Source organism: Oscillibacter sp. PC13, assembly GCF_900115635.1.
Lineage (GTDB): Bacteria > Bacillota > Clostridia > Oscillospirales > Oscillospiraceae > Oscillibacter.
In genome coordinates, this window is the sequence record NZ_FOXE01000009.1 from 24,315 (window position 1) to 39,573 (window position 15,259).

Annotated in this window: 14 protein-coding genes; 8 read left to right on the plus strand and 6 right to left on the minus strand. The window is 54.9% G+C overall.

What is annotated here, in order from left to right:
- Window positions 1-16: 16 nt before the first annotated feature.
- From BMZ81_RS06880 to BMZ81_RS06900, 6 genes are read left to right on the plus strand one after another with little or no spacing between them, the layout of a single operon-like run.
- A complete protein-coding gene (locus BMZ81_RS06880; RefSeq protein ID WP_091130187.1) occupies window positions 17-886 on the plus strand; it encodes a phosphatidate cytidylyltransferase in 870 nt (289 codons plus the stop codon).
- A complete protein-coding gene (locus tag BMZ81_RS06885; protein WP_091130190.1) occupies window positions 883-2,034 on the plus strand; it encodes a 1-deoxy-D-xylulose-5-phosphate reductoisomerase in 1,152 nt (383 codons plus the stop codon). Before BMZ81_RS06880 ends, BMZ81_RS06885 begins: the two co-directional genes overlap by 4 nt.
- Before the next feature lie 10 nt (window positions 2,035-2,044).
- Window positions 2,045-3,118, plus strand: a complete 1,074-nt coding sequence (locus BMZ81_RS06890) for a M50 family metallopeptidase (RefSeq protein WP_091130191.1) — start codon at window positions 2,045-2,047, stop codon at window positions 3,116-3,118.
- 14 nt (window positions 3,119-3,132) lie between these two features.
- A complete protein-coding gene (gene ispG, locus BMZ81_RS06895) occupies window positions 3,133-4,170 on the plus strand; it encodes a flavodoxin-dependent (E)-4-hydroxy-3-methylbut-2-enyl-diphosphate synthase (protein WP_091130194.1) in 1,038 nt (345 codons plus the stop codon).
- A 31-nt stretch (window positions 4,171-4,201) separates the two neighbouring features.
- A complete protein-coding gene (locus BMZ81_RS13890; RefSeq protein ID WP_143072750.1) occupies window positions 4,202-4,429 on the plus strand; it encodes a hypothetical protein in 228 nt (75 codons plus the stop codon).
- Window positions 4,404-8,396, plus strand: a complete 3,993-nt coding sequence (locus BMZ81_RS06900) for a PolC-type DNA polymerase III (RefSeq protein WP_091130196.1) — start codon at window positions 4,404-4,406, stop codon at window positions 8,394-8,396. Before BMZ81_RS13890 ends, BMZ81_RS06900 begins: the two co-directional genes overlap by 26 nt.
- Before the next feature lie 108 nt (window positions 8,397-8,504).
- Here the strand turns inward: BMZ81_RS06900 and BMZ81_RS06905 are convergent, their stop codons facing one another.
- The 6 genes from BMZ81_RS06905 to BMZ81_RS06930 form a co-directional block, all read right to left on the minus strand.
- Entirely contained in the window at window positions 8,505-8,900 is a 396-nt protein-coding gene (locus BMZ81_RS06905; RefSeq protein ID WP_091130198.1) for a thioesterase family protein, read from the minus strand.
- Between the two features lie 98 nt (window positions 8,901-8,998).
- On the minus strand, window positions 8,999-10,108 hold the full coding sequence (locus BMZ81_RS06910) for an ABC transporter substrate-binding protein (protein WP_242942583.1): 1,110 nt from the start codon (window positions 10,106-10,108) through the stop codon (window positions 8,999-9,001).
- A 67-nt stretch (window positions 10,109-10,175) separates the two neighbouring features.
- Entirely contained in the window at window positions 10,176-11,039 is an 864-nt protein-coding gene (locus BMZ81_RS06915) for an ABC transporter permease (protein WP_091130200.1), read from the minus strand.
- Window positions 11,036-11,890 (minus strand): ABC transporter permease, encoded by an 855-nt coding sequence (locus BMZ81_RS06920; protein ID WP_091130203.1) that lies wholly within the window; start codon window positions 11,888-11,890, stop codon window positions 11,036-11,038. Before BMZ81_RS06920 ends, BMZ81_RS06915 begins: the two co-directional genes overlap by 4 nt.
- A complete protein-coding gene (locus BMZ81_RS06925) occupies window positions 11,880-13,064 on the minus strand; it encodes an ABC transporter ATP-binding protein (protein ID WP_091130375.1) in 1,185 nt (394 codons plus the stop codon). The genes BMZ81_RS06920 and BMZ81_RS06925 overlap by 11 nt, the downstream gene beginning before the upstream one ends.
- Before the next feature lie 173 nt (window positions 13,065-13,237).
- Window positions 13,238-14,200: an RluA family pseudouridine synthase gene (locus tag BMZ81_RS06930; protein WP_091130205.1), complete on the minus strand. Its 963-nt coding sequence runs from the start codon at window positions 14,198-14,200 to the stop codon at window positions 13,238-13,240.
- Window positions 14,201-14,421: 221 nt separating this feature from the next.
- Here BMZ81_RS06930 and BMZ81_RS06935 point away from each other — a divergent pair, with 221 nt between their 5' ends.
- On the plus strand, window positions 14,422-14,928 hold the full coding sequence (locus BMZ81_RS06935; protein WP_091130208.1) for a YceD family protein: 507 nt from the start codon (window positions 14,422-14,424) through the stop codon (window positions 14,926-14,928).
- Window positions 14,929-14,979: 51 nt separating this feature from the next.
- Entirely contained in the window at window positions 14,980-15,174 is a 195-nt protein-coding gene (gene rpmF / locus BMZ81_RS06940; protein ID WP_091130211.1) for a 50S ribosomal protein L32, read from the plus strand.
- Window positions 15,175-15,259 lie beyond the last annotated feature (85 nt).

The following is a 15,259-nucleotide window of genomic DNA, read 5'->3' on the forward strand; positions in this document are numbered from 1 at the left end:
TTGGGAGGACGGTTGCATGAAACAGAGATGGCTGGTGGTGGTAGTTGGACTGCCGCTGATGCTGTTGGTTTTGCTGGCCTGTCCCAGCTGGGCGACCATGCTGCTGGTCTGCGGAATTTCGGCAATCGCTGCTTACGAACTGCTTCACGTGGCAGGAAAGAACGTGCCGAAGGCGGTCTGCGTGTTCACCATGCTGGCGGCGGTGGGGCAGAGCTGGGTGGTTTATGACGAGCGAAAGTGGAGCACAGCAGTTGGCCTCGTCACCTATGGAAGCCAAGAAGGGGCGCCTATTGACCGGCTTTGGATTTTGCCGCTGGCCTTTGTGATGATCCTCTTCCTTGCGGCGGTACGCGCCTATGAAAAGGAACTGACCATCCCCTTCACAGATCTTTGCATCGCCGTCATGGGCGGTATTGTGTTCCCCATGATGTACAGCTGCATTTTCCTGCTGCGGATGCAGCCCGACTATGGGAAACTATATGTGCTGGCTCCATTTGCGGTGGCCTTTCTCGGTGATGCCTTTGCCATGTATGGCGGGATGCTCTTGAAGGGGCCGAAGATGTCCCCCCGGGTCAGCCCCCACAAGACATGGTCGGGGGCGGTTTCAGGCGTGGTCGGCGGCGTTTTGGGTCTTGTGGTGCTTGGTTTTATCGGCAGCAAATGGCTTGGCTATGAGCCGAATTACCGGTATCTGGTGGAAGCGGGTATCGCCGCCAACGTGCTGGGGCAGCTGGGGGATCTCTCCATGTCCCTCATCAAACGGGAGGCGGGAGTGAAGGATTACAGCCACCTCTTTTTGACCCACGGCGGAATGCTGGATCGCTTTGATTCTTCTATGTTTATCGCACCTGTCATATATTTGTACGTGGCCGAGGGCATGTTATGAGCAAAACAATTTCAATTCTTGGCTCCACCGGATCTATTGGCCGCCAGACCCTGGACGTGGCGGAACAGCTTGGGCTGCAGGTGGCGGCGCTGACTGCCCATTCCAGTGTGGACCGGATGGAAGAGCAGGTGCGGAGATTCCACCCCCGCTTGGCTGTGATGACCAACGAGGCAGCAGCCCGGGATTTGGCCGTGCGCCTGGCAGATATGGATACCCGCGTCTGCGGCGGCTTTGACGCATTGAAAGAGGCTGCCACAATTCCTGAGGCCGACACTGTGGTGACCGCCGTGGTGGGAATGGTGGGGCTGCGGCCGACCCTGGCCGCCATTCGGGAGAAAAAGCGCATCGCTCTGGCCAATAAGGAGACACTGGTATGTGCCGGGCAGCTGGTGATGGATGCGGCGGAGGCATCCGGCGCGGAGATTGTGCCGGTGGACTCCGAGCACTCCGCCATTTTTCAGTGCCTGCAGGGATGTGCGGACCGGCGGGAGATCAAGCGGCTGATTCTCACCTGCTCAGGCGGGCCTTTCTATGGCATGACCTACGGGGAAGTGGGCAAAATGACCAAGGCGGATGCGCTGAAGCATCCCAATTGGAAGATGGGACCCAAAATCACGGTGGACTGTGCAACCTTGATGAACAAGGGGCTGGAGGTTATTGAGGCCATGCGTCTCTACCGTTTGCCATTGGAGCAGGTGAGCGTGGTGGTTCATCGGCAGAGTATTATCCACTCTCTGGTGGAGTTCCGGGATGGGGCGGTGCTGGCACAGTTGGGCACGCCGGATATGCGGCTGCCGATCCGCTATGCCATGACGTACCCCAACCGGGGAGAAAACCCGGCCGAACCGCTGGACTTGCTGACGTGCCCGCCGCTGACTTTTTCGGCGCCGGACCGGGGAGCGTTTCCCTGTCTGCGTCTGGCGGAGGAGGCGGCCCTGGAGGGCGGGACCGCCTGCGCTGTTTTGAACGGTGCCAACGAGGAGGCCGTGCGTCTGTTCCTGGCGGATCGCATCGGATTTCACGATATTCCCCGGCTGGTGGCTGAGGCCAGGGCGGCGGTACCCGTCTGCCCGAATCCGACGCTGGAGGAAATCCTGGCAGCGGACGCCGCCGCCAGGCGGAGCGTGCTGGAAAAATCGCAATTATAGGAGTTTTTGCATGACATTCGTATATATCCTGGCGGCAGTTTTGATTTTCGGCGTGCTGGTGGCAGTCCACGAACTTGGCCATTTTATCACGGCGAAGCTTTGTGGCGTGCGTGTCAACGAATTTTCCATCGGCATGGGCCCGGCTATTTGGAGCCGGCAGCGGGGAGAGACCCTGTATGCCCTGCGGGCCTTGCCTGTGGGCGGATATTGTGCCATGGAGGGGGAGGACGAGGATTCCGGAGATGACCGGGCGCTGGTGCGTCAGAGCTTTTGGAAGCAGCTGCTGATTTTTGCGGCCGGCTCTTTCATGAACCTGCTGGCTGGCTTTTTGATCATTCTTGTCCTGTACAGCAGTGCGTCTGGCTTTTACACAGCAGAGATTGTGAATTTTGCGCCGGAACTGCAGCAGCGTGGGACGGACGGCCTGCAGGCTGGAGACGAGCTGTGGTCCATTGATGGGGAACGGGTATATCTATACAGTGACATCAGCTTGCTGCTGGGGCTGAATCGAACGGGTGTGTTCGATCTGGTGGTACTGAGGGACGGGGAAAAAATGTCGCTGGAGAATGTCTCTCTGCCTAGACAGGAGTATACTTCCACCGACGGTGTCAGCAAGTATACCGGCGTGGGGTTGTATTTTGGCAATGTGGAGCCTGCCACTCTGGGCGGCAGACTGAAGAACACCTGGCTGAACACAGTGGATTTTATCCGAGTGGTGAGGCTCAGCCTGCAGATGCTGCTCTCCGGCGAGGCGGGCATGAAAGATCTGAGCGGGCCGGTGGGCATTGTTTCCACGATTACCGAAGTTGGCACAGCCTCCGAGAGTGTTGGGGCCGCGGTGGAGAACATTGCCTATTTTGCCGCCATGCTGGCAGTGAATCTGGCTGTGATGAATATGCTGCCCATTCCTGCGCTGGATGGAGGTAAGATTCTGTTTCTGACGCTGGACACGGTTTCTATGAAGCTGTTCCGCAAACGGATTCCGGAGCGGTATGAGGCTGTGGTGAATACGGCGGGATTCGTCATTCTGATGGGCTTTATGCTGATTGTGACATTCCATGATGTGTTTAAGCTGTTTCAGTGACGGGAGGCATAAGAATGACAAAACAACTGCTGGTAGGGAAGGTGGCTGTGGGCGGCGGCGCCCCGGTGTCCATCCAGTCCATGTGCAATACGAAAACGGATGATGTGGCCGCTACTGTGGCACAGATCAAGGCACTGGAGGCCGCTGGATGTGAGATCATCCGGGTGGCCATTCCGGATCAGGCGGCGGCGGAGGCAGTGGATCGCATCAAGGAGCAGATTGGAATCCCGTTGATCGCCGACATCCACTTCAACTACAAATTTGCCCTGGAATGCGCCCAGCGGGGAATTGACGCCATCCGCATCAACCCAGGCAATATCGGCGGGGAGGAAAAGGTGAAGGCCGTGGCGGACATCTGCCGCCAAAAGGGAATTCCCATCCGCATCGGCGTCAACGGCGGATCGCTGGAAAAGGAGCTGCGGGCGAAATATGGAGGCGTCACTGCCGAGGCTTTGGTGGAGAGCGCCATGGGCCATGCGGCCCTGCTGAACAGGTTCGACTTTGACGACATTGCGATCTCCGTGAAATGCTCCGACGTGCCGCTGACCATGGCAGCTTACCGCCTTCTCTCGGAGCGGACGGACTACCCGCTGCATCTGGGCGTTACAGAGGCGGGGACGCCCTCTATGGGACTGGTGAAGTCCGCCATAGGCATCGGAGGTCTGCTGTGCATGGGCATTGGAGACACCATCCGGGTGACGCTGACGGCGGACCCGGTGGAGGAGATCTATGCCGCCAAGAAAATTTTGAAGGCGGCGGGGCTGCGAAAAGAGGATGTGAACCTGATTGCCTGCCCCACCTGCGGCCGCACCCGCATTGATTTAATCCCCATGGCGGAGGAAGTGGAGCGGCGGCTGGCGAACTGTACTAAGAACATCACCGTAGCAGTCATGGGATGTGCGGTCAACGGCCCAGGAGAGGCTGCTGCAGCCGATATTGGTATCGCCGGCGGTAAGGGTGAGGGATTGATTTTCCGAAAAGGAAAAATCCTTTACAAGGTTCCGCAGGAGCGGCTTGTGGATAAACTGTTGGAGGAGATTGAACGGCTGTAAGAACGCTTTGGGGGACCGGGGGGAGTGCGGAATGAATCGCCCGCAAAGAAATTTGTTGTTTTGGACGGTTGTTTTGGCGCTTTTTTTGATACAGCTGTATTTGGAAATGCGGCAGGGCGAAGTACATTGGCAGGATAACCATTTTGGCAGTGATGCTTTACCGTCTCCACGATCCTTCCAAATGGCCAAAGCTGTAACGGTGCAATATCCCATTGAAGAGCAGAGAGGAAACCATGTCGAAAGATATCCCATTTTTTGAAATGTTTACAGAGCTGCAGCTCTCCGGAGAGCTGCGGCTAAAGCTGGCCGGTGCTGTCCTGACCGGCGCCAGCATTGACCAAGGGCAGATGACCATGGCGCTGCAGCTGACGGTCCGAACACAGATGGCGGAGGAGGATCTGGAGGATCTGAAGCGGATGATCACCGCTGTCTACGGATTCCGCCAGGTGGAAATTACGCTTACCTGCAAGGCACCAACGGCACCAGTTTCCCTGTCCGCTCCGGTGGCTTCTGCCCCGGCGGCGGGGGAGAAGAAGGCGGCTGTCTCCAAAATCCTGATGGGCAAGCCCATTAAGACCCGGCCGGGTCCCATGAAGGATTTAGATTTGAAGATGGGTAGCGCCACCGTGGCAGGAAAGGTCTTTGCTTTTGAATGCCGGGAGACCCGGCGCCCTGGTATGTGGCGGCTGAGCTTTGACATGACGGACTATACCAACTCCGTTACCGTTCAAAAGAATCTGACCACCAAGGAGGCCCAGACACTGGAGGGAGCTATCAAGCCCGGCATGTGGCTGTGCGTCCAGGGAAAAATGGAACCCACCTGGGACGGCAAGGATATCCAGCTGAATCCCTATCATATCAACGTGATTACCCATGAGGAGCGCCAGGACACTGCAAAAGAGAAGCGGGTGGAACTGCACCTACATACAAAGATGAGCAACATGGACGCTCTGACGGACACGAAGGAAGTGGTACAGGAAGCCATCCGCTGGGGACACCCTGCCATTGCCATCACGGATCACGGTGTTGCCCAGTCCTTCCCGGATGCCTGGCATGCTGCGGGGGACAAGATTAAAATCCTCTACGGTGTGGAGGGGTATTTTGTCAATAATATTGACGATCGGGTGGCGGTTCACGGTACGCAGGACTGCGGTCTGGACGATGAGTTTGTGTGCTTTGACATCGAGACTACCGGATTGAAGGTGGACCGGGAGGCCATTACGGAAATCGGCGCAGTGGTGCTGAAAAACGGAGAAATCGCGGAGCGGTTTCAGACCTTTGTGAATCCCAATCGCCGCCTGACTCCAGAGATCATCGGCCTGACTGGGATCACCGATGAGATGCTCAAAGACGCCCCTCAGCTCAAAGAGGCCCTGACGGAGTTTTTGAAATTTGTAAACGGCCGGCCTCTGGCAGCACACAACGCAGAGTTCGATATCGGCTTCATTCGGGCGGGCTGCAAAAAGGTGGGGCTGGCTTTTAACCCCACCTACGTGGACTCCTTGATTCTGGCTCAGAATCTGCTGCCGCATCTGCATAAGTATAAGCTGGATATCGTGGCAGAGGAACTGGATCTGCCCGCTTTCAACCACCACCGGGCCAGCGATGACGCTGCCACGGTGGGCTATATGCTGATTCCGTTCTGGAAGATGCTCCATGACAAGGGCATCCACACCCTTCAGGCAGTGAATGGGGAGATGGAGAAGCTGCGTCCGTTGGGCAGTAAGACCAACCGCTTTCCAAAACACATTATTCTGATTGCCAAAAATAAGGTGGGGCTGAAGAATCTCTATCAGATGATTTCTGCCTCCAACCTGAAGTATTTCAAGCGGGTGCCCACCATCCCCAAGAGCCTTCTGAAGGAGCACCGGGAGGGTATCATCGTCGGATCCGCCTGTGAGGCTGGCGAGTTATTCCGGGCGGTGGCGGACCACAAGGATTGGGACGAGCTAAAGCGCATCGCCTCCTTCTATGACTATCTGGAAATCCAGCCCCTCTGCAACAATGCCTTTATGCTGCGCAACGGGGACATCCAGAGTGAGGAGGAGCTGCGGGAATTCAACCGTACCATCGTCCGATTGGGCGAGGAGCTTGGAAAACCCGTCTGCGCCACTGGTGACGTCCACTTCCGGGAGCCAGAGGACGAGGTATACCGCCGCATTCTGCTGGCCTCCAAGAAGTTTCCGGATGCCAACGCACCGTTGCCCATCTACTTCAAGACCACCGACGAGATGCTGGAGGAATTCCGGTATCTGGGGGAGGAGAAGGCCTATGAGGTGGTGGTCACCAACACCAGGGCGATTGCGGACATGGTGGAAACCTTTGAACTCCTCCCTCCGGATCTGTTTCCCCCGCGTCTGGCCAACTCAGAAGAGGATCTGAACCGCCTGGTGTGGGAGAAGGTTCACAGACTGTATGGGGAGAACCCGCCCCAGCTGATTATAGACCGGCTGAATGTGGAGCTGGGAGGCATTCTGGGCAAGTATGACGTGGTGTACATGTCCGCCCAGAAATTAGTGCAGCGCTCTTTGGAAAATGGCTATCTGGTGGGCTCCAGAGGGTCGGTTGGATCGTCACTGGTGGCCTATATGTCCGGCATTACGGAGGTGAACTCCCTGCCGCCCCACTACCGTTGCCCAAACTGCAAGCACACGGAGTTCATTATGGACGGTTCCTATGGCTGCGGTGCTGATATGCCGGATAAGATCTGCCCGAAGTGCGGAACAAAGTACGAAAAGGACGGATTTGACATTCCCTTTGAGACCTTTTTGGGCTTTGGCGGCGGCAAGGTTCCGGATATCGATTTGAACTTCTCCGGCGAGTATCAGGCCCGGGCCCACCGCCACGCCATTGAGATGTTCGGCGAGACGCAGGTGTTCCGGGCGGGCACCATCGGTACCCTGGCGGAGAAAACCGCCTATGGCTTTGTGAAGAAGTACCTGGAGGAGAACGGCATGGTGGCCGGCAGGGCGGAGGAGAACCGTCTGACCTTGGGATGCGTCGGTGCACGGCGTACCACTGGCCAGCACCCTGGCGGCCTGGTAGTTGTCCCGGACGACATGGATATGGAGGACTTCTGCCCCGTCCAGCATCCCGCGGATGCCGATGACTCTGACACCATTACAACACATTTTGAATATCACTCCATGGAGGCAAATCTTCTGAAGCTGGACATGCTGGGACATGATGACCCCACCATGGTCCGCATGATGCAGGACTTGACCGGCGTGGATCCCCACGACATCCCGCTGGACGACCCGGACACCATGTCCATCTTCACGTCCAGCAAGGTGCTTGGGTACGAAAATGACGAGTTGCTGGGCCCAACTGGCGCCGTAGCCATTCCGGAATTCAACACCCGGTTCACCCGTCAGATGCTGGTGGATACCCAGCCAAAGGACTTCAACACCCTGGTGCGGCTCTCCGGATTTTCCCACGGCACGGATGTGTGGCTGGGCAATGCCCGGGAACTGATCGTGGGCGGTACAGCCAGCGTTTTGGAAACAGTGGGCTGCCGTGACGACATCATGCTGTACCTGATATCAAAGGGCCTGGATCCCAAGATGAGCTTTAAAATCATGGAGAAGGTCCGAAAGGGCAAGGTGAAGAAAGGCGGCTTTGACGAAGGCTGGGTAGAGGCTATGCGGGAGCACGATGTGCCGGAGTGGTACATTGAGTCTCTGGCAAAAATCGGTTACCTGTTTCCGAAGGCCCACGCAGTGGCCTACGTGATGATGGCCTTTCGCATCGCCTGGTTCAAGGTTCATGAGCCGCTGGCTTTCTATGCGACCTTTTTCTCTATCCGGGCAAAGGCCTTTGACGCGGAGTTCTGCTGTGCCGGTATGGATGCGGTGAAACGGAAGATTCGGGAGATTGAAAATAACAAGGATGCCACCGCAGTGGAGCAGAACCTGCTGACTACATTGGAGGTTTGCTATGAGTTCTACCTTCGGGGGTTCCACTTTGACACCATCAATATTTACGAGTCTGAGGCCACCAAGTTCAAAGTAACGGAAAAAGGGCTTCTGCCTCCGTTTGTGTCAGTTCACGGATTGGGCGAGTCAGCGGCCATTGACACAGTGGAGAAGCGGAAAGGGAAAAGCTTTGTCTCCATTGAGGAGTTTGCCATGTGCTGCAATAAGCTCTCCAAAACTCATATCGAGCAGCTGAAAGCCTTGGGAGCCTTTGCCGGGATGGCGGAAACCAGCCAAATGACGCTGTTTTAAAAGGCGTCCGACCACTGGGATCAGGATAGGACGCTTTTTATCCTGTATGGGACAAGTGCATTTTCGGGTAAAAAAGGACTGCGTTCTCTTGAACGCAGTCCTTTTTCTTTACTTTTCCAACTTCGCGTTGCATTTTGCCAGGAACTTTTCGCTTTTGATGACAGCTCTGGTGTGCGTGCCTGCGCCGATGGGGCCTTTCTCGTCCCAGGCTTTTACGGCAAAGTCAACCATTTTCCCGTTTTCAGACACGGCCGTAATCTCTGCCTCCGCCCAGACAGTCATACCTATGGGTGTTGGGGCGTCATGACTGACGTCCAGATGGGTGCCTACGCTGCCCTGTTCTCCCTCTAAAAAAGTCTGCAGACAGGTCATGGCGGCGTTCTCCATCATGGCGCACAGATAGGGGGTGCCGAATACCGGAAGGGCACCGGAGCCGATGGTGGCAGCGGTCAATTCATCTGTCACGGTCTGCTCTATCTGACACTTGGTTCCAATCAAAATCATAGGGAAATCCTCCTTTGTATGTTCCCGCTCAGTTTACATGATTTTCCCGAACTTGGCAAGAGAAAAGGCCGATGCTGTTTGGCACCGGCCTTCTGGATTCAAATTCCAAGTTCTGTCCACAAGTCATTGTACAGCGTCAACGTCTCGTCCGGCAGATTTTCATAGACCTCGCAACGATCCAGAACACTCTGGGGAGCGGCCATGATCTCGTACAGCTCGCTGTCAAGCGGCTCGCCGTAGGTTTCCTCGTAATAGGAGGGATACTGCTCCAATGCCTCAGTATTGGGGGAGGCGTACCAGATATAGTCCATGTTCCGCAGGTTGGCATCTGTGGAGGCAATGAAATTGATCCAAGCCTCAGCCTCCTCTTTGTGCTGTGCGTCCTTCAGTACACACATGGCATCCACAAACCAATTGGATCCCTCATCCGGCACCACATATTTGAGATCCGGGTTGTTCTCCAGCATGGTCAGGTAGTCGCCGGCGTAGTACATGGCAATGGCAGCATTTCCGCCCTCCATCTTCTGGAATACCTGGTCCATAACAAAGGCCTGGTACACGCCTTTCTCCTTCGCATCCGCCAGCAGCTGATAGGCCTCCCGAATCTGGGCCTCGTCGGTGGTATTCAGGGAGTAACCCAGATCCAAAAGGGCGGCGCCCAAAGCATCACGGGAGTTGTTGATCATCAGGATATCTCCTGCATACCGCTCGTCAAACATGGCGTCCCAGCTGGTGATGGGATCCTCCACCATGGTGGAGTTGTAAATGATGCCCAAGGTGCCCCAGGTGTAAGGAACCGTATACTTATTCTCCGGGTCAAAGCTCAGTCCCTTGTACTGGTCGTCAATCAGGGCATAGTTGGGAATATTGTCGTAGTTCAGCTCCGCCAGCATACCTTCTTTGATTAAACGCGCAATCATATAGTCAGATGGGACGATAACGTCGAAATCTCCAGCGCCTGTTTTCAGCAGGGAATACAGGGCCTCGTTGCTCTCTGCGGTCTGGTAATTGACTTCAATGCCGGTCTCGTCCTCGAATTGATAGATCAAGTCCTCGTCAATATATTCACCCCAGCTGCACACGTTCACAACGCGCTTGCCGCCGCCGTCACTGCCGCCGGTGCTCTCACCGTTTTGAGAGGTGGCGTTTCCGCCGCATCCGGTCAGGAACAGGGCCATCAAAATGGCACAGGCTACTGTTTTTTTCAATTGATCATTCCTCCAATATATTGTTAATCGTATTTCAAGACTCCTCAGGAGTCAGGAAATCAAAAGATTACGTCCGCCGGCGCAAGGCGGCTTTCTCCTGCCGGGCCTCCCGGATGTTGACGATGGCCAGCAGCGTCAGCACGGTGACAAACAGCAGGGTGGAAATGGCGTTGATTTGCGGGCTGACCCGCTTTTTGGTCATGCCGTAGATTGTCATCGCCAGGGTAGAGGCTGAGGAACCGGCCGTGAAGTAGCTGATGATAAAATCGTCAATACTCATGGTAAAGGCTGTCAGCGCGCCTGAGACGATGCCGGGCTTAATCTCGGGGATGATGACTTTCCAGAAGGCCTGCATCCAGGTGCAGCCCAGATCCTGGGCTGCGTCCACCAGATTTTTGTCCATTTGCCGCAGCTTGGGGCCCACGGACAAAATGACATAGGGGATGTTGAAGGTGACATGCGCAATCAGCAATGTGCCGAAGCCCATGGTCAGCCGGGTGGGGAGCTGGAACAGTCCCAGCGTGTTGAACCAGGAGGCAAATGCTCCCCAACCGTTGAAAAAGGCCACAAAGAACAGGCACATGGAGACACCAGTCACAATATCCGCGTTCATCATCGGAATATTATTGACCGTCATCAGCGGCTCCCGGACCCGCCGCCGCATAGCAAAAAAGCCGATGGCAGCAAAAGTGCCGGCAATGGTGGCGATAACCGTGGCCAGGAAGGACACCAGAAGCGTGGTGGACAGGCTTTGAATGATGAGGCGGTTGCTCAGCAGTTTTCCATACCACTCCAGGGAAAAGCCTTTCCAGACGGAGGAGCTGGTGCCGGCGTTGAAAGAGAAGACGATCAGCACAAAAATGGGGGCGTACAGAAACAAAAACACCAACGCCATAAAAAGCCTGCTTCCAATGGAATTACGCCGTTTCATAGCATCACCGCCTGTTCCTCACCCTCACCGAAGCGGTTCATGACGACCATGCAGATGACCACAATGATCATCATGACGAGGGAAATGGCTGCACCCAACTGGGGATTGTAAGCTCCGCCCAGGAATTGCCGCTCAATCAAATCGCCCAGCAAAAGCTCCGTTCCGCCGCCCAGCATGGTGCTGATGGCAAAGGTGGAAACCGAGGGGACGAACACCATGGTGATGCCAGAGAGCACACCGGGGAGGGAGAGGGGCAGGATGACCCGCTGAAAAACATGGAAGGAGTTGGCGCCAAGGTCCCTGGCTGCCTCCAGAAGAGAGTGATCCAGCTTGACGATAACGGAGTAAATAGGCAGGATCATGAAGGGGAGATAGTTGTAAACCATGCCCAGCACCACGGCACCTTGAGTATTGATCATCCGGAAAAATTGAAGATTCGTCCCAAAGATACTGTTGTACAGCGCGATAATCCCTATTTTTTGAAACAACTGGTTCAAAAGGCCATTGTTCTCCAGAAGCGTCATCCAGGAATAAGTCCGCAGCAGGAAATTCATCCACATGGGCAGCATGATAAGCACCATGGCCACCCGCTGAAAGCGGAGGCCCTCCTTGGCCATCATATAGGACACGGGATAACCGATGGCTACACAGATGACAGTAGCGATAGTGGCCAGCTTGAAGGAGCGACCGAATACCACGGCATAGGTGCCCATGCGGGTAAAGTTCTCAAATGTGAAGCCTCCGTCGGCAGAGGAGAAGGCATAGACCACCACCATGAGAATGGGGGCTACCACAAACAGGGCCATCCATACCACATAGGGAAACGCGAAAAAAGAGAGCTTATTCTTCATCCCCGCTCTCCTCCTCGTCCAGCTCGATGCTGGCATCGTCCAATTCATCGTACTCTTCAGAGAAGGAGGAGTAATCGCCGAACATTCCGGAGTATGCGCTTTTTTTCATAATATGGATGCCGTCTGGATCAATTTTGATGCCGATTTTAGCGCCTCCAGGAGAGTGATCCGTGGTTTGAATCAACCATTTGAAGCCCTTGAAGTCCACAATGATATCGTACTGCAGGCCCTTGAAGGTCACGTTGGTGACTGTGCCCACCAGCTGGCCCTGCTCCACGGGGACAATGTCGATATCTTCGGGGCGGATGACCACATCCACCGGCTCATTTTCTGTAAAGCCGCCATCCAGGCAGGGGAATTCCTTGCCGTACATCTTCACCAGGTTATCCCGGACCATCACGCCGTCAATAATATTGGACTCACCGATGAAATCCGCCACAAAGGCGTTCTTCGGCTCGTTGTAAATATCCTCAGGCGTGCCGATTTGCTGAACGGTGCCCTTATCCATTACCACAATGGTGTCGGACATGGTCAGGGCCTCCTCCTGGTCGTGGGTCACATAGATGAAGGTAATGCCCACCTGCTGCTGGATACGCTTCAGCTCGATCTGCATATCCTTGCGGAGCTTCAGATCCAGGGCGCCAAGAGGTTCGTCCAGGAGCAGTACCTTGGGCCTGTTTATCAGCGCTCTTGCAATGGCAACGCGCTGCTGCTGCCCGCCGGAGAGCGCATCCGGCTTGCGGTGCTCAAAGCCCTTGAGACTGATGACGCCCAGCATCTCCATCACCCGATCGTGAATTTCCTCCTCGGGGATTTTTACCTTGCGCTTGCCGGTGGGATCCTTCGGATCCGGACGTCTCTGCATCCGCAGACCGAAGGCAATGTTTTCGTAGACGTTCAGATGCGGAAACAGGGCATACTTTTGGAACACCGTGTTGATCTGCCGCTGATGGGGCGGAACGTCATTAATCCTCACACCGTCAAACAGGACGTCTCCGGACGTAGGTGTCGCGAAGCCGCCGATCATCCGCAGTGTGGTGGTCTTGCCGCACCCACTGGGTCCAAGCAGTGTGAGGAATTCCTTATCATGAATACATAAATTTAAGTGATCGAGAACAAGCTCGTCGTCGTACGCCATGCAGAGATCCTGCAGGCGAATCAACTCTTTGGACAATACATCCTCCCCCATTTCATCCATGTTTTTGAAATCATTATGAAAGCCTCTTTTCTCTGTTGAGGGGGAACCTTTCTCGTCGAAATTCAGCAATTATAAAATATATCGGAACTGCCTGAAAATGTCAAGGGAATTGCGGGTAAAATACCTTATTCAGCAAGGAAAAGGGCCGTTTAGAGGCGTGGGAAATACTTCTCCTGAAATGGGACCTCTTCCACAGTGAATTCCCGGCCGCGGAGATAATTCAAAACGCCGGCGTCTGTTGGAAAAGAGAAGGAGAGCTTGTAGGAATAAAGGGCCTGGCGGGTTTCGTGGTACTGCCGGTTAACGGCACCGTTTCCATACTTGCCGTCGCCCAAAAGCGGGCACCCGATTTCCGCCATGGAGACGCGGATCTGGTGGGTTCGCCCTGTGAGGAGGCGGCACTCCACCAAAGAGAGAGGGCCACGGGACTCCATGGTCTTGTATAGCGTCACAGCCGTTTTCCCGCCTGGAATCGGTCTGTGGTAGAAGGAGACTTCCTTCTTTGCCTCATCCTTCAAAAGAAATCCCTCAATTTTCCCCTCAGCAGGGCGCGGATGACCTACCGTAATGCAGAGGTAGGACTTTTCCACCTCATGGGACTTGATCTTTTCATTCATGATCCGCAGTGTCTCTGCATTTTTGGCGGCAATCACAATCCCGCCGGTGTTCCGGTCAATCCGGTTACAGAGGGCAGGGGCGAAGGCGTGCTCCCATTTTGGATTCCATTCCCGTTTTTGGTAAAGATATGCCTGAATGTGATTGATGAGGGTGTTGACCTTCTCCGTCTCGTCGGCATGGACCACTATGCCGGGCCGCTTATCCACCAGAAGAAGATTTTCATCCTCATACACAATGGTCAGCTTTGGCTGAAAGAGCGTCAGAAATAGATTTTCCTCTGAGGGCTTGTCAAAAAACTCATCGTTGATATATAATTGTAAAATATCGCCGCTTTCCAACCGGACATCCCGCTTGGAGCCGCGTCCGTTCACTTTAATCCGTTTGAGGCGGATGTACTTTTGCAGCAGAGCTGGCGGAAGCAGCGGCAGATTTTTGGCGACAAAACGGTCCAACCGCTGCCCGGCATCATTTTTTCCAATGGTAAATTCCCGCATAGAGGCCCTCCAGAGATGGTATGATAACTACCATCTATCATACCCGTTTCCCCGACAGTTGTAAAGCGGAGCGGAGGAAAGATTTCTGCTGGCAGTTCCAAACTTTGCCAGCGGAGGAGAGAGAACGGCATCTGCGAAAAAGTAGCAGAAATTTGAAAAAATTGTTTGACAACGAGTTCTGAATCCCTTATAATACTACTCGTGTCATTGCGAGGTAGATTATGCTTTTAGACGTAAAATCCATTTTGCACACGCCGGGTAAAAGCCTGAGCTTTCAATTTGAGATGGATCTCTCAGGTATGGAGTTTGGAGGGCGATATCCGGTGAGCCGTCCCGTCGCTGTGGAGGGCAGTGTGCGCAACACCGCAGATGTGCTGGAGTTAGAGCTGACGGCCAGGACAACCTTGGATGCGGTCTGTGACCGCTGCGGCAAGGCGTTTTCCCAGGAGAAGGAGATCTCATACGGCTGTCTTTTGGCAGAGGAGCTCCAGAATGAGGAGAATGACGAGATCGTGGTGCTGGAGGATGGAAAGGCGGATGTGGGCGACCTGGCCCGTACGGCATTTGTCCTTGGAATGGATACCAAAACATTGTGTTCGGAAGATTGTAAGGGATTGTGCCCACGGTGTGGTGCTGATCTGAACCTCGGCCCCTGCTCCTGCAAAAAGGAAGTGGACCCGCGGCTCGCAGTCCTGGCCAAGCTTTTGGAGAACAAGGAGAACGAATGAATAAGGCCGGGGAACTCCCCATTGCCTTTGAAAGATCAAGGAGGTGTCACAATGGCAGTACCTAAGGGAAAAGTATCCAAAGCAAGACGCGACAAGCGCCGCAGCTCCGTTTGGAAGCTGGAGGCTCCCGGTCTCGTCGCATGCCCGAAATGCGGTGCGCTGCACCTGCCTCACAGAATGTGCCAGGAGTGCGGTACTTACAACGGCCGCGAGGTCAAGGTTGTCAAGTCCGTCGTTGCGAAATAAGAATTTGCACGTGCATGCTTTAGGAGGGAAGAGATATCTTCCCTCCTTGCTTTTTGTCTTGCTATCCCGCCCATTGACGGGTATA

Excerpts from the sequence above, each read along its gene's own strand:
- BMZ81_RS06880 (WP_091130187.1), top strand. The coding sequence starts at position 17 with ATGAAACAGAGATGGCTGGTGGTGGTAGTTGGACTGCCGCTGATGCTG.
- BMZ81_RS06885 (WP_091130190.1), top strand. The coding sequence starts at position 883 with ATGAGCAAAACAATTTCAATTCTTGGCTCCACCGGATCTATTGGCCGC.
- BMZ81_RS06890 (WP_091130191.1), top strand. The coding sequence starts at position 2,045 with ATGACATTCGTATATATCCTGGCGGCAGTTTTGATTTTCGGCGTGCTG.
- ispG (WP_091130194.1), top strand. The coding sequence starts at position 3,133 with ATGACAAAACAACTGCTGGTAGGGAAGGTGGCTGTGGGCGGCGGCGCC.
- BMZ81_RS13890 (WP_143072750.1), top strand. The coding sequence starts at position 4,202 with ATGAATCGCCCGCAAAGAAATTTGTTGTTTTGGACGGTTGTTTTGGCG.
- BMZ81_RS06900 (WP_091130196.1), top strand. The coding sequence starts at position 4,404 with ATGTCGAAAGATATCCCATTTTTTGAAATGTTTACAGAGCTGCAGCTC.
- BMZ81_RS06905 (WP_091130198.1), bottom strand. The coding sequence starts at position 8,900 with ATGATTTTGATTGGAACCAAGTGTCAGATAGAGCAGACCGTGACAGAT.
- BMZ81_RS06915 (WP_091130200.1), bottom strand. The coding sequence starts at position 11,039 with ATGAAACGGCGTAATTCCATTGGAAGCAGGCTTTTTATGGCGTTGGTG.
- BMZ81_RS06920 (WP_091130203.1), bottom strand. The coding sequence starts at position 11,890 with ATGAAGAATAAGCTCTCTTTTTTCGCGTTTCCCTATGTGGTATGGATG.
- BMZ81_RS06930 (WP_091130205.1), bottom strand. The coding sequence starts at position 14,200 with ATGCGGGAATTTACCATTGGAAAAAATGATGCCGGGCAGCGGTTGGAC.
- BMZ81_RS06935 (WP_091130208.1), top strand. The coding sequence starts at position 14,422 with ATGCTTTTAGACGTAAAATCCATTTTGCACACGCCGGGTAAAAGCCTG.
- rpmF (WP_091130211.1), top strand. The coding sequence starts at position 14,980 with ATGGCAGTACCTAAGGGAAAAGTATCCAAAGCAAGACGCGACAAGCGC.